The sequence below is a fragment of the Paracidovorax sp. genome (assembly GCF_057642795.1).
This window is the reverse complement of record NZ_JBXYZY010000002.1, coordinates 165,053-179,345: the sequence shown is the minus strand read 5'-3', so window position 1 is coordinate 179,345 and position 14,293 is coordinate 165,053. Positions and strand designations below refer to the sequence as shown.

The following is a 14,293-nucleotide window of genomic DNA, read 5'->3' as shown; positions in this document are numbered from 1 at the left end:
CTGCCCGCGCCCGCCCCGGCGCAGGCTTTCAGCGATTGAGCTCCGCCAGCCGCTCGGGCGTGCCCACGTCGGTCCAGCGGCCGGTGTAGAGCGCGCCCGTGACGCGGCCCGCATCCATGGCGCGGCGCAGCAGGGGCGCGAGCGGCGCGGGCTGGCCCTGCGGGTTGCCGGGCGGGATGTCGCACCAGGGAGCAGTGAAAAGCTCGGCACGCAGCAGGGCAATGGTGCTGTAGGTGTGGCGCGGGCCGGGGTGATCGGCCGGCAGGTTGAGCACACGCCCGTCGGGCGCCAGGCCGAAATCGCCGCGCGGGTGGTGCGCCGGGTTCGGCACCAGCCACAGGTGGGCCAGCGCGTCGCCGGCGGCGAAGCGGGCTGCGGCCTCGGGCGCGAAGACGAAGTCGGGCGCGAACACGTCGCCCGCCGCCAGCCAGAACACCGGGCCCAGCTGCGGCAGCGCGCGGGCGATGCCGCCGGCGGTCTCCAGCGCGCCGCCGAAGTCGCGGCCTTCATGGGAGTATGAAATCGATAGCACACTGCGCCCATCGGATGCGGGCTGCAGGCCGAATTCGCTACCGAAGGCATCGCCGATCTGCGCGCCCAGCCAGGCGGTGTTGATGACCGCGCGCGGCACACCGGCCGCCGCCAGGGCGCGCAGGTGCCATTCCAGCAGCGGCCGGCCCCGCACGGGCAGCAGCGGCTTGGGCGTGGCGTCGGTCAGCGGGCGCATGCGCTCGCCGCGGCCGGCGGCCAGCAGCATGGCGGGAGGCTGCGCGGGCAGCGGACGGGTCGGGGCGGCGTGATCGGCGGGGGTGGGCAGGTCGGACATGCGCCGCACTGTAGTGCAGGGCGAGGCCCCCGCGGGCATGCCAGCGGCGGCCCGCCCGGCCGGACGGCAAAGGGCGCCGGTAAAATGCGCGTTTTCTCCCACAGCCCTTCCGGAGCCGCCCTCGATGGCCAATTCTCAACAGATGGCGAATGCGATCCGCGCACTCGCAATGGATGCAGTTCAACAGGCCAATTCCGGCCACCCCGGCGCCCCGATGGGCATGGCCGACATGGCCGTGGCGCTCTGGGGACGCAACCTCAAGCACAACCCGGCCAACCCGCAGTGGGCCGACCGCGACCGCTTCGTGCTATCCAACGGCCACGGCTCCATGCTGCTGTATGCGCTGCTGCACCTGACCGGCTACCCGCTGCCGATCGAAGAGCTGAAGAACTTCCGCCAGCTGCACAGCAAGACGGCCGGCCACCCCGAATACGGCATCACGCCCGGCGTGGAAACGACGACCGGCCCGCTGGGCCAGGGCATCACCAACGCCGTGGGCTTCGCGCTGGCCGAGAAGCTGCTGGCCACCGAATTCAACCGCGAAGGCCATGCCATCGTGGACCACCACACCTTCGTGTTCCTGGGCGACGGCTGCCTGATGGAAGGCATCAGCCAGGAAGCGATCTCGCTGGCCGGCGCCTGGAAGCTGAACAAGCTCATCGCGCTCTACGACGACAACGGCATCTCCATCGACGGCCAGGTCGCCCCCTGGTTCATCGACGACACCCCCGCCCGCCTGCGCGCCTGCGGCTGGAACGTGCTGGGCCCGGTGGACGGCCATGACGCCGACGCCGTGGACGCCGCCATCCGCCAGGCCAAGACCAGCACCGACAAGCCCACGCTGATCGTCTGCAAGACGGCCATCGGCAAGGGCTCGCCCAACCGCGCCGGCACCTCCAAGGCCCACGGCGAACCGCTGGGCGCCGACGAGATCACGCTGACGCGCAACGCCATCGGCTGGAGCAGCGCACCGTTCGAGATCCCTGCCGAGGTCTATGCGGATTGGGACGCCAAGGCCGCCGGCACCGCCGCCGAAGCCGCCTGGAACGAGCGCTTCGCCGCCTATTCCGCCGCCTTCCCCGAACTGGCCGCCGAATTCACCCGCCGCATGGCGGGCGACCTGCCCAAGCACTTCGCGCAGACCGCCGTCGACACCGTGGTCGGCGCGCACACCAAGGCCGAAACCGTGGCCTCGCGCAAGGCGTCACAGCTGGCGCTGGAATCGTTCACGGCCAAGCTGCCCGAACTACTGGGCGGCTCGGCCGACCTGACCGGCTCGAACCTCACCAACACCAAGAGCACGCCCGCCCTGCGCTTCGACGAAGCCGGAAAAGTCGTGCAGGTGGAACTGGCTGTGGGCGCCGAAACGGCGAAGGTCGGCGGCCGCCACATCAACTACGGCGTGCGCGAATTCGGCATGGCCGCGATCATGAACGGCATCGCCCTGCACGGCGGCTTCATCCCCTACGGCGGCACCTTCCTCACCTTCAGCGACTACAGCCGCAACGCCATCCGCATGGCCGCGCTGATGAAGCTGCGCGTGGTGCATGTGTTCACGCACGACTCCATCGGCCTGGGCGAAGACGGCCCCACGCACCAGTCCATCGAGCACGTGGCCAGCCTGCGCCTGATCCCCAACCTGGACGTCTGGCGCCCGGCCGACACGGCAGAAACCGCCGTGGCCTGGAGCGTGGCCCTGTCCAACCGCGACAAGCCCACCGTACTGGCCCTGTCGCGCCAGAACCTGCCCTATGCCCCCAAGCGCGACCTGGGCGACATCTCGCGCGGCGCCTACGTGCTCTCCGAGCCGGCTGACGCAGGCATCAAGAAGAAGGCCCAGGCGGTGATCATCGCCACCGGCTCCGAAGTGCAGCTGGCGCTGGCCGCGCAGAAGCTGCTGGCCACGATGAAGATCGCCGTGCGCGTGGTCTCCATGCCCAGCACCACCACCTTCGACCGCGAAGACGCCAAGTACAAGGCCAGCGTGCTGCCGGCCGGCGTGCCGCGCATCGCCGTCGAGATGGGCTCCACCGACGGCTGGTGGAAGTACGGCGTCGCCGCCGTGGTCGGCATCGACACCTTCGGCGAATCGGCCCCGGCGCCGGTGCTGTTCAAGCACTTCGGCTTCACGCCCGAGAACGTGGCCGACACCGTGCGCGTGGCCATCGGCGCCGCTCGCCTGAAGAAGCAGCCCGCCGCCAAGAAGAAGGCGCACTGATCCATCCCCCGCCCGTCGCGCCGGCCCGCAGCGGGCGGGCGTGTCGTGGTGGCGGTTCCGAGTTTTCAACTTTGCAACTTTGGAGAGACAAACCATGACGATCAAGATCGGTATCAACGGCTTCGGCCGCATCGGCCGCAACGTGCTGCGCTCGGCCGTGCAGAACTTCAGCGACATCGAAGTCGTTGCCATCAACGACCTGCTGGAGCCCGACTACCTGGCTTACATGCTGCAGTACGACTCGGTGCACGGCCGCTTCGACGGCCAGGTCTCCGTCGAAGGCAACACCCTGGTCGTCAACGGCAAGAAGATCCGCCTGACGCAGGAACGCGACCCCGCGAACCTGAAGTGGAACGAGGTCGGCGCCGACATCGTGATCGAATCCACCGGCCTCTTCCTGGACAAGACCACCGCGCAGAAGCACATCGACGCCGGCGCCAAGAAGGTGCTGCTGTCGGCCCCGTCCAAGGACGACACGCCCATGTTCGTCTATGGCGTGAACCACCAGACCTACGCCGGCCAGGCCATCATCTCCAACGCTTCCTGCACCACCAACTGCCTGGCCCCGCTGGCCAAGGTGCTGAACGACAAGTGGGGCATCAAGCGCGGCCTGATGACCACGGTGCACGCCGCCACCGCCACGCAGAAGACGGTGGACGGCCCCTCCAACAAGGACTGGCGCGGCGGCCGCGGCATCCTGGAAAACATCATTCCCTCCAGCACGGGCGCTGCCAAGGCCGTGGGCGTGGTGATTCCCGAACTCAACAAGAAGCTGACCGGCATGTCCTTCCGCGTGCCCACCTCCGACGTGTCGGTGGTGGACCTGACGGTGGAACTGAACTCGGAAGCCACCTACGAAGAGATCAAGGCCGAGATGAAGGCCCAGTCCGAAGGCGCGCTGAAGGGCGTGCTGGGCTACACGGAAGACAAGGTCGTCGCCACCGACTTCCGCGGCGACACCCGCACCTCCATCTTCGACGCCGACGCCGGCATCGCCCTGGACAAGACCTTCGTCAAGCTCGTGTCCTGGTACGACAACGAATGGGGCTACTCCAACAAGTGCCTGGAAATGGTGCGCGTGATCGCTGGCAAGTAATCACCAGCCCCACCAGCCCCTGACGCTTGTTCAGCAAGCGCAGGGCGCTATCAAAAAAGAGCCAGGCCGCCCCCGTGCCTGGCTTTTTTATGGCCGCCGCGCGCATCTATAGTGGAGCGTTGCCGGCCCACTTACTGCCCATGAGCTCTTCCAAGATTCGATCCCTCTCCATCCGCAAGCAGGTCTTGCTGGTGTGCCTGCTGATCCTGGGACTGTGGCTGCTGGCGGTGTTGCTGAGCTTGCTCCCGGCGGTCAAGGAATACACCAACCAGCCCGTCGCCGATGCGTTCAGCGGCATCAATGCCTTGTTTGCGGGCTGCGCTTTCGGCGGCGTGATCCTCACCATCTGGCTGCAGATCAGCGAGTTGCAGGATACGCGGGAAGAACTGCAGAAAACCGCGCAGGCCAACCTGGAGATGGCGCACGCCAACGTCGCCATCGCCCGGCATGCGGGGGAACGCTCGGTCCTTGACTTGTTCCAGACTTATTGCAGCGAGTACTTCCAGCAGGTGAAGGACAGCTCCATGAGCGTGCTCATTCCCTGCGTGGCCAGCAAAGCCTATTGCGACTTCGTCGTCAGCCGCCTGTTCGTGGCCGGGCAGTTGCCGCTGCCGGAGGCCGCCTGGCCCGAGATTGCGCGCGTGTCGTACTGCAGCAGCCCGGATGAGTTTCGCCAGCAGGAGCAGCGCTGGCGCTACAAGCTCGACGAGCTCATCAACTTCTTCACTCTGCTCACCGGCCAGAGCAACTCGCGCGACATCATCTCGCGCTGCGACTTCTCCTATTCCTGGTGGCGGCCGCTGCTGTGGATGCTGGCCACGCTGCAGGAGGAGCGCTACGCCGCTCACGAGGACGTGCGCCGCTATGCCACCCCGCTGTATTTGAAGTCGGTGGTGCAGCGCCTGGACGAAGTCTATGGCTTCGCTCCGCTGGAGACGCCCCAGCAGGTGTGGGCGTTCTTTACCGCCCACCCCAAGGTGCGCGGCTACGGCATGGACCCAGCTTATCTGGCGCTGGCGCAGGCCGCGCCCCCGGGTGAAGGCATCGTTGGGCAGACCGAGCCGGCAACCGTACCTTGATGAGCTGACGCTGGCTGACCGGGCGCGTCGTGCAGCGGTTGCCGGCCGATCCACCGCCACGTTCACGGCACCGGTAGCGCGCTCACCTCGGACGGCGGCGAGGCGGCGAGGCTCGCAGTCCCCACCAGCTATCGGAAGCGCAGACAGCCGAGCCCCACCGGTCCCTTGGTCAGCTTGAGCGCCCAGGCGGATCGGCAGACCTCGTCAGCCCCTGGCGGGCAGGCCGCGATACTGTCGCCATGACTTCACAAGACGTTCTGCACTTCTGGTTCGTCCAGAGCACGCCCGCCCAATGGTTCAAAAAGGACGCGGCCTTCGACGCCGCCCTCCGCGAACGCTTCGGCGCGCTGCATGCCCGCGCGGCGCAGGGCGAACTCTGGGACTGGCGCCATGACGCCGCCGGCCGGCTGGCCGAGGTGATCGTGCTGGACCAGTTCTCGCGCAACCTGCTGCGCGGCCGGCCCGAGGCCTTCGCGCAGGACGGCATGGCGCTGGTGCTGGCGCAGGAGGCCGTCGCCCGCGGGCTGGACGCGCAGCTCGCGCCCGAGCGCCGCGCCTTTCTCTACATGCCCTTCATGCACAGCGAATCGGCGCGCATGCAGGAGGAATCGGTGCGGCTCTTCACCGCCCTGGGCCAGGCCAACAACCTGGACTACGCCCACCAGCACCAGGCGATCGTGCAGCGCTTCGGCCGCTTTCCGCACCGCAACGCCACGCTGGGCCGGGCGACGACGGACGAGGAGGCCGCCTTCCTGCAGCAGCCGGGCAGTTCGTTCTGAGGCACCAGCCCGCAAGGCCCGGAATAGGCATCAAAACAGCCTTCTGCCCTTTATTCACAAGGGTGAGTTGCTACATTGAACATAGCGATTGGCAAGACAAGCGGCAAGGTCTTGCCCAGCGGATTCCCGCAAAACACTGTAAATTAGCACAGTGCTCACGGAATCCAAACTCGCCATCCTCGCCGACGCCGCCAAGTACGACGCCTCCTGCGCGTCCAGCGGCACGTCGGCGCGCAATTCGGTGGGCGGGCGCGGCATCGGCTCCACCGAGGGCATGGGCATCTGCCACAGCTACGCGCCGGACGGGCGCTGCATCTCGCTGCTCAAGATCCTGCTCACCAACTACTGCCAGTACGACTGCCTCTACTGCGTGAACCGCATCAGCAGCAACGTGCCGCGGGCGCGCTTCGCGGTGCAGGAGGTGGTGGATCTCACGCTCGACTTCTACCGCCGCAACTGCATCGAGGGGCTGTTCCTCTCCAGCGGCATCATCCAGAGCCCCGACTACACCATGGAGCGCGTGGTGGAGGTGGCCCGCGTGCTGCGCGAGGAGCACGACTTCCGCGGCTACATCCACCTCAAGACCATTCCCGACGCCTCGCCCGAGCTGCTGCAGCGCGCCGGCCGCTATGCCGACCGGCTCAGCATCAACATCGAGCTGCCCACCGAACAGGGCCTGGCGGCCCTGGCGCCCGAGAAGGACGGCGCCGCCATCCAGCGCTCCATGGGCCGGTTGGCGCTGCACATCGACGACGCCCGCCAGCAGGCCCGCGACCAGCGGGGGCGCCCGGGCAGCCCGCAGATCGTCTCCCTGCCCGGCCGCACGCGCCGCGCCGAGGCTCCGCGCTTCGCGCCCGGCGGGCAGAGCACGCAGATGATCGTGGGCGCCGACGCGGCCGACGACCGCACCATCCTCGCCACCAGTGCCCGGCTCTATGGCGGCTACGGGCTGCGGCGGGTCTATTACTCGGCGTTCAGCCCGATTCCCGATGCCTCGCGCGCCCTGCCGCTGGCCGCGCCGCCGCTGGTGCGAGAACACCGGCTCTACCAGGCCGACTGGCTGATGCGCTTCTACGGCTTCACGCACGACGAGATCGTGCCGCCGGCCCCGGCCCTGGGCAGCGGCGACGAGCCTCGCGGCAGCGGCATGCTGTCGCTGGAGATGGACCCCAAGCTCGCCTGGGCCGTGGCCCATCCCGAATGCTTTCCGGTGGACCTGAACACCGCCCCGCGCGAACGCCTGCTGCGCGTGCCCGGCCTGGGCGTGCGCACGGTCGAAAAACTGCTGGCCGCCCGCCGCGTGCGCCGGCTGCGCCATGCCGACCTGGGCCGACTGCACATGCCGCTGGCCAAGGTGCTGCCCTTCGTCGCCGTGACCGACCACCTCCCGCACGACCGACTGCGCGCGCCCGCCCGCCTGCGGGCCCAGCTGGCGCCCGCACCGGTGCAGGCATCGCTCTTCGCCTGAAGGCCAAAGCCGCCGCCATGCAGCGCAGCATCACCCTGAGCCACGCGGCCGACTGGCCGGGCTTTCGCCAGGCCGCCCGCGCCTGCCTGCAGGCCGGCCTGCCGCCCGAGGCCGTGCATTGGCAGGTCGCGGGCGATGCCGAAAGCGATCTGTTCGCGGCCGATCCGCTGCCGGAAGCAGCGCCGGCCGACGCAGCCAGCGATGCCAACGAGGGGCAGACCCAGCCCCCCACAGCCCGCGTGCCCCGCGCCTTCCTGGCGCTGGCCGAGCACGCGGCCCTGCACAGCGACCCGGAGCGCCACGCGCTGCTCTACCGCGCCCTGTGGCGCCTCGCGCACGAGCCGGCCCTGCGACACGATGCGCTCGACCCCGATCTGGCGCGCCTGCAGCGCCTGGCGGCCGCCGTGCGGCGCGACATGCACAAGATGCGCGCCTTCGTGCGCTTTCGCGCCGTGGACGACGGCCAGGCCCAGCCGCTGCACGTGGCCTGGTTCGAGCCGGACCATCACATCGCCCGGGCCAATGCCGCGTTCTTCGTGCAGCGCTTCACGCAGATGCGCTGGGCCATCCTCACGCCCGACTGCAGCCTGCGCTGGGACGCGGGCACGCTGCAGACCGGGCCCGGCGCCACGCGCGCCGAAGCGCCGCCGCCCGATGCGGGCGAGGCGCTCTGGCTCACCTATTACCGGCACACCTTCAACCCGGCGCGCCTGAAGCTGGACATGATGCGGCGCGAGATGCCAACGCGCTACTGGAAGAACCTGCCCGAGGCGGCGCTCATCGACGGGCTGGCGCGCGATGCGCACGAGCGCAGCGCGCGCATGGTGGCGGCCGGCGGCACGGTGCCGCAGCGGCGCATCACCGCCACCCGGTAGGCGCGACCCCGCTCAGAACGTGTTCACGTTCTCAGGCCAGGCCGCTTTCGGCCGTGCGGATGGTCTCGCGGCCGGCGCGGTCGCGCAGGCGGCCCTGATCGGTGTCGAGGGCGCGGACCAGCTTGTCGATGGCAGCGGTGAAAGCCTCGGGCACCTTGGCCGCATCGGCGTTCACGGCCACCGGCGGGCGGCCGGAGACGCGTGCCTCGATATTGCAGCGCTTGTCGGCGCCATTCGAGCGGCCGCCGTCCAGATCGGAGAAATGCACCTCCACCCGCGTCAGATGGTCGCGGAAGCGGGCCAGCCGGCTGATGGTTTCCGTTTCGATCCAGCGGTTCATGGCCTCGCTGCCCTCGATGTGATCGTCGGTCTGTACTTGTACTTGCATGGCGGACTCCTTGTGGTTGGCACCTTCAGTGTGGGGCTGTAGCGCCGCGCTTCAACCGGGTTTTGCGAATGCTTGCCAAACGTTGCGTTTGCTCAAGGTCTCTTCACGCTTGCGCCCTCGTGCGCCCCCGCGCCCGAACCCTGCCGCGCAGCGCCCGTGCGGCCACCCAGACGGTCACCGCACCCCACCCGGCCAGCACCGCCGCGGCCGGAAACACCGGCGGCCACCACAGCCCACGCTGGAACAGCATCCACGAAGTGCCCACGGCCCCCGCAGACAGCAGCAGAGACAGGGGCGCCGCCGCCACCGGCCAGCGCCAGCCGGCGGCCAGCAGCAGGGGCAGCACGAGCATCAGCACCACGGGCGACCAGCCGGAATCCACGCTGCGCAGGCGGGCGCCGGTGAACTGGTTGTCGATCAGCGTGGCGTGCAGTTCCATGGGCGGGAACGGGCGCGCATCGCTCCAGCCCCAGCCGAAGGGCGAGCGCAGGTCCGCCTGCACGGCGCCGACGAGCACCACCTTGCCCCGAAAGAAGTCCGGCGGCAGCCGGCCGGGCAGCAGCGCGTCCTCGTAGGGCCGCGTGTCGAAAGTGCCGGCCGGCCCGCGATACACCACGTATTCGGAGAGCGCCGTCGCCCGCGCCTCGCGCGCGGCGCGGGCATCGGCCAGGGCCGCCAGGCGACTCGCCAGGCTGTGAACGTGCACAGCGGCCCGGCGCACCACGCCGTCGCCGTCGGGCAGCAGCGATGCATCGCCCACCAGCGCCCCCGCAGCGACGAAGCGTTGCAGCGGCAGGCTGGCATCCCCCGCCCCCGCAGAGGGCAGCACCACGGCGGACGATGCGGCGATCGCCCGCTCGAAAGCGGCGTCGTCGTCGGGCGTTGAGGGCTCGGAGAACGGCAGGTCGAACCCCACCGCAGCCGCACCGCCGGCATGCAGACGCTCCAGCAGCTGCGCATGCGTGCGGCGTGAGGGCCCGCCAGAAGGCGATGCACCGTCCACGGCCAGCAGCACCACGGGCAGCGTGCTGCGGCCGGGCGCGGACAGGCGGGTGAAGGCGTCGAAGGCCATCGTCTCCAGCCGGCCCCAGGGCTGCGACAGGCTGGCGGCCCAGACCAGCAGCACGGCCAGCGCGCCCACCGCCGCCACCTGCGCGAAAGGCGGCCGGCGCGCACGCAGGCGCCTGGCCGAGAAGAGCGAAAAACCTTGCATGGGCAAAGTATCGCGCCGCGGCACCGGCAGCCGGGAACGAAATGCATCCAGGCCATAGCGCCACACGCAGGCCCGACGCGGCGCAGGGGCCCGTTCCTACAGCGACACGGCGCGTTCGGCGTTACAACCGGAACCATGCTTTCTGCACAGCGGACCCCAGCGCCAGCGCGCCCAGCCACGACCTCCACCTCCGCCCGCCTGAAGATCGGCCTTTCCGCCTGCTTCTCGCACGCCGACCCAGCCCGCTCCCTCTTCACCAACAAGACGCTGCAGTACGTGGAGCAGTCCATTGCGCACTGGATCATGTCGGCCGGCGCCATGGTGGTGATGGTGCCCTGCCCCACCGGCGAGACCGCGCGCGGCGACGTCACGCTGGCGCACTATGCCGAATGGCTGGACGGCGTGGTGATGCATGGCGGGGCCGACGTGTGGCCCGGCAGCTATGGCGAGGTGCCGCTCAAGGACGCCTGGCTGGGCGACCGCGTGCGCGACCTCTACGACCTGGCGGTGGTCGAGGCCTTCGAGCAGGCGGGCAAGCCCATCTTCGGCGTCTGCCGGGGGCTGCAGCTCATCAACGTGGCCTTTGGCGGCACGCTCTACCAGGACATCGAGACCCAGCACCCGGGCGCGCAGCAGCACCGCAACGCCGTCACGTACGACCAGCATTTCCACGAGATCGACATGGTGCCGGGCACGCGGCTTTCGGCGCTCTACCCGCAGCAGCAGCGCGTGGTGGTCAACAGCATCCACCACCAGGGCATCAAGAACCTGGCGCCGGGCTTCGACGTGGAGGCCTGGAGCTACCCCGACGGCGTGCCCGAGGCGATCCGCCGCCGCCCCAGCCGGGGCAAGGGCTACATCGCCGCGACGCAATGGCACCCGGAGTTCCGCGCCAAGGAAACGGAAGCGCTGGACGACACGCCCATCCTGCAGGATTTCCTCGCCGCCTGCGCGATGGCCAAGGTGCGCCCGGCGCCCGGCCACAGCCCGTTCCAGATCCGCGACCGCGCTTCACGGCTCTTGCGCCAGGCACTGCTGCTGCGCCGCTGAGAGCCGCTCAAAAAGCCCTTCTGGCATCGTTGCCGCATCTTGCGGTAGCGCCGCTACGGGCTGCGATGCGGCGCCTCGCCAGAACCGCTTCGCTGGGCTTTGTGAGCCGCTCTGGAAATATGCGGCGTTCTCAGGCGCTGGCGCGGCAGACGCGCAGCACATCCGCCCCGTAGGCTTCGAGCTTCTTGGCCCCCATGCCGGTGATGCCTTGCAGGTCGTCCAGCGAAGCGGGGTCGCGCTCGGCGATGGCGGCCAGCGTCGCGTCGTGGAAGATCACGTAGGCCGGCAGGTTGTGCTCGCGCGCCACCTCGGCGCGCCAGGCCTTGAGGTTGATGAAACGCACCTGCCCGTCGGGTCCCCGGTTGGCCGCGGCGGCCGGCGGCGCCGTGCTGCGGCGGGTGCGCTTGGCCGGCGCGCTGGCCGTGGATTCGCGCAGCAGCACCGGCGTCTGGCCCTTGAGCACGGGGCGCGAGCCGTCGGTGAGGCTCAGCGTGTCGAAGCTGTGGCCGCTTTCCAGCATCACCTTGTGCAGGCCCACCGCACCCGTGGCCAGCAGCTGGCGCAGCACGCCGCGCAGCTGCGCCTCGGAATATTCCTTGCCCAGCCCGAAGGTGGAGAGCTTGTCGTGCCCAAACTGCTTGACCTTCTCGGTGTCCTTGCCGCGCACGATGTCCATGATGTGGCCTGTGCCGAAGGTGAGGCCGCTGGCCTCGTGCACGCGGTAGATGGTCGAGAGCAGCTTGCGCGCCGCGTCCGTGCCGTCCCACACCGCGGGCGGGTTCAGGCAGTTGTCGCAGTTGCCGCAGGGCTCCGAGGCCTCGCCGAAATAGCCCAGCAGCCGCACGCGCCGGCAGTCGGTGGCTTCGGCCAGGCCCAGCAACGCATCGAGCTTGCCGCGCATGACCTGCTTGAATTCCTCGCCCGCCGGACTCTCGTCGATCATGCGGCGCTGGTTCACCACGTCCTGCAGGCCGTAGGCCATCCAGGCATCGGCGGGCAGGCCATCGCGGCCGGCGCGGCCGGTCTCCTGGTAGTAGCCCTCGATGTTCTTGGGCATGTCCACGTGGGCGACGAAGCGCACGTCCGGCTTGTCGATGCCCATGCCGAAAGCGATGGTGGCCACCATCACGATGCCCTCCTCGCGCAGGAAGCGGTCCTGGTTCTCCTGGCGCACCTCGGGCGGCAGGCCCGCGTGGTAGGGCAGCGACTTCAGGCCCGCATCGACCAGCGCGGCGGACATCTCCTCCACGCGCTTGCGCGACTGGCAATAGACCACGCCCGCGTCGTCGGGATGCTCTCGCTCGATGAAGCGCAGCAGTTGGGCGAGCGGCTCTTTCTTCTCTTCGATGCGATAGCGGATGTTGGGCCGGTCGAAGCTGGAGACGAAGTGCTGCGCGCCTTCGAGCTGCAGCCGCTCCACGATGTCGGCGCGGGTCAGCTCGTCGGCCGTGGCGGTGAGGGCGATGCGCGGCACGCCGGCATAGCGTTCGTGCAGCACGGTGAGCGCGCGGTACTCGGGGCGGAAGTCGTGGCCCCACTGGCTCACGCAATGCGCCTCGTCGATGGCGAACATCGACAGCTGCCCGCGCTGGTGCAGGCCGTCCAGCAGCTCCAGGAAGCGCGGCGTGGTCAGCCGCTCCGGTGCGGCATAGAGCATGGTGATGTCGCCGCGCGCCACGCGCCGCTCCAGCTCCTGGGTCTGCTGCCAGTCGAGCGTGGAATTGAGATAGGCGGCATCCACCCCGGCCTCGTGCAGGGCGCCGACCTGGTCGTGCATGAGCGCGATCAGCGGCGACACGACGATGGCCACGCCCCGGCCCGCATCGCGCCGCACGATGGCCGGCACCTGGTAGCACAGCGACTTGCCGCCGCCCGTGGGCATGAGCACCAGCGCGTCGCCACCGGCGATCACGTGCTCGACGATGGCCTGCTGAGGGCCGCGGAACTGGTCGTAGCCAAAGACGTCGTGCAGGACGAAATGCGCGGGGGACACTACTGGGATACTCACTTTTTGATAGCTATAGGCGCCCGGAAGACGGGGGCCAGAGGCCGATTCGACCCCGAATCCGCCACGGCTGCGCGGCAGGGGCCGCACGCGGGGGAAAGCCCAGTATTGTGCGCCGGCCGGCCAGCGCGCCCCGCACCACCTTCCTACAATTGCGGGATGAACCTGCCCCGCTACACCCGAGCCGCACAACTGCCCGCCATCCTGGCCCAACGCATCGCCATCCTCGACGGCGCCATGGGCACCATGATCCAGCGTTTCAAGCTGGGCGAGGCCCAGTACCGGGGCGAGGGCTACCAGGGCGCCGATGGCGCGGGCGACCGGTTCAAGGATTTTCCGCGCGACGTGAAGGGCAACAACGAGCTGCTCTCGCTGACCCGGCCCGACGTGATCCGCGACATCCACGAGGCCTACCTGGCCGCGGGCGCCGACCTGATCGAAACCAACACCTTCGGCGCGACCACCATCGCGCAGGAGGACTACCACATGGCCGACCTCGCGCGCGAGATGAACCTCGCCTCGGCCAGGCTGGCGCGCGCCGCCTGCGACAAGTTCTCCACGCCCGACAAGCCCCGCTTCGTGGCCGGCGCCTTGGGCCCCACCCCCAAGACGGCCAGCATCAGCCCCGACGTGAACGACCCCGGTGCGCGCAACGTCGATTTCGAGCAGCTGCGCGCCGCCTATTACGAACAGACCGCAGCCCTGGTCGAGGGCGGCGCCGACGTGCTGCTGGTCGAAACCATCTTCGACACCCTCAACGCCAAGGCCGCACTCTTCGCCATCGACGAGTACTTCGAGGCGAGCGGCGAGCGCCTGCCGCTCATCATCAGCGGCACCGTCACCGACGCTTCCGGGCGCATCCTCTCGGGCCAGACCGTGACCGCCTTCTGGCACAGCGTGCGCCACGCCCGCCCGCTGGCCGTCGGGCTGAATTGCGCGCTGGGTGCCACGCTGATGCGCCCCTACATCCAGGAGCTGAACCGGGTGGCGGAAGACACCTTCATCAGCTGCTACCCCAACGCCGGCCTGCCCAACCCCATGAGCGACACCGGCTTCGACGAGACGCCCGAGGTCACCAGCCGCCTGGTGCATGAGTTCGCCGCCGAGGGCCTGGTGAACATCGTGGGCGGCTGCTGCGGCACCACGCCGGACCACATCGCCGCCATTGGCCGCGCCGTGGCGCCCGTACCCACGCGCCGCCTGTTCTACCCCGAAGCGGCCTGAGAACGTGTTTACGATCTCCCAGGGGTCGCGCAGCTACGTCGGCGGGATGGGATGCAAGGCGCGGTGCGCAGT

General features: G+C 69.4%; 12 protein-coding genes. 8 read left to right on the top strand and 4 right to left on the bottom strand.

Features of this window, described 5'->3' with window-relative positions:
• Positions 1-28 precede the first annotated feature (28 nt).
• Complete coding sequence (locus AC3A84_RS03535; protein ID WP_487968362.1) at positions 29-826, bottom strand: nucleotidyltransferase family protein; 798 nt, start codon at positions 824-826, stop codon at positions 29-31.
• A 124-nt stretch (positions 827-950) separates the two neighbouring features.
• On the opposite strand from AC3A84_RS03535, the gene tkt reads away from it, so the two are divergent.
• From tkt to AC3A84_RS03505, 6 genes are all read left to right on the top strand, one after another.
• Entirely contained in the window at positions 951-3,044 is a 2,094-nt protein-coding gene (tkt, locus tag AC3A84_RS03530) for a transketolase (RefSeq protein WP_487968361.1), read from the top strand.
• 94 nt (positions 3,045-3,138) lie between these two features.
• Positions 3,139-4,140, top strand: a complete 1,002-nt coding sequence (gene gap / locus AC3A84_RS03525; RefSeq protein ID WP_092941110.1) for a type I glyceraldehyde-3-phosphate dehydrogenase — start codon at positions 3,139-3,141, stop codon at positions 4,138-4,140.
• A 140-nt stretch (positions 4,141-4,280) separates the two neighbouring features.
• Positions 4,281-5,219, top strand: a complete 939-nt coding sequence (locus tag AC3A84_RS03520) for a hypothetical protein (RefSeq protein ID WP_487968360.1) — start codon at positions 4,281-4,283, stop codon at positions 5,217-5,219.
• Between the two features lie 239 nt (positions 5,220-5,458).
• Positions 5,459-5,998 carry a DUF924 family protein gene (locus tag AC3A84_RS03515; protein ID WP_487968359.1) on the top strand — a complete coding sequence of 180 codons (540 nt, stop codon included), beginning with the start codon at positions 5,459-5,461 and terminating at the stop codon, positions 5,996-5,998.
• 151 nt (positions 5,999-6,149) lie between these two features.
• Positions 6,150-7,466, top strand: coding sequence for a putative DNA modification/repair radical SAM protein (locus AC3A84_RS03510; RefSeq protein ID WP_487968358.1), 1,317 nt, complete (start codon positions 6,150-6,152; stop codon positions 7,464-7,466).
• Between the two features lie 17 nt (positions 7,467-7,483).
• Positions 7,484-8,341 (top strand): TIGR03915 family putative DNA repair protein, encoded by an 858-nt coding sequence (locus AC3A84_RS03505; protein ID WP_487968357.1) that lies wholly within the window; start codon positions 7,484-7,486, stop codon positions 8,339-8,341.
• A 31-nt stretch (positions 8,342-8,372) separates the two neighbouring features.
• On the opposite strand, the gene AC3A84_RS03500 is transcribed toward AC3A84_RS03505, so the two are convergent.
• Both AC3A84_RS03500 and AC3A84_RS03495 read right to left on the bottom strand, forming a co-directional pair.
• The gene (locus AC3A84_RS03500) at positions 8,373-8,729 is read right to left on the bottom strand and encodes an HPF/RaiA family ribosome-associated protein (protein WP_487968356.1); all 357 of its coding nucleotides are present in this window, start codon (positions 8,727-8,729) and stop codon (positions 8,373-8,375) included.
• Positions 8,730-8,832: 103 nt separating this feature from the next.
• The gene (locus AC3A84_RS03495) at positions 8,833-9,942 is read right to left on the bottom strand and encodes a CHASE2 domain-containing protein (RefSeq protein WP_487968355.1); all 1,110 of its coding nucleotides are present in this window, start codon (positions 9,940-9,942) and stop codon (positions 8,833-8,835) included.
• Between the two features lie 135 nt (positions 9,943-10,077).
• On the opposite strand from AC3A84_RS03495, the gene AC3A84_RS03490 reads away from it, so the two are divergent.
• Positions 10,078-10,992, top strand: a complete 915-nt coding sequence (locus AC3A84_RS03490; RefSeq protein WP_343590558.1) for a gamma-glutamyl-gamma-aminobutyrate hydrolase family protein — start codon at positions 10,078-10,080, stop codon at positions 10,990-10,992.
• A 130-nt stretch (positions 10,993-11,122) separates the two neighbouring features.
• Here the strand turns inward: AC3A84_RS03490 and recQ are convergent, their stop codons facing one another.
• Positions 11,123-12,985, bottom strand: coding sequence for a DNA helicase RecQ (recQ, locus tag AC3A84_RS03485; protein ID WP_487968415.1), 1,863 nt, complete (start codon positions 12,983-12,985; stop codon positions 11,123-11,125).
• A gap of 171 nt (positions 12,986-13,156) precedes the next feature.
• Here recQ and AC3A84_RS03480 point away from each other — a divergent pair, with 171 nt between their 5' ends.
• The gene (locus AC3A84_RS03480) at positions 13,157-14,221 is read left to right on the top strand and encodes a homocysteine S-methyltransferase family protein (RefSeq protein ID WP_487968354.1); all 1,065 of its coding nucleotides are present in this window, start codon (positions 13,157-13,159) and stop codon (positions 14,219-14,221) included.
• The last annotated feature ends 72 nt before the right edge of the window (positions 14,222-14,293 follow it).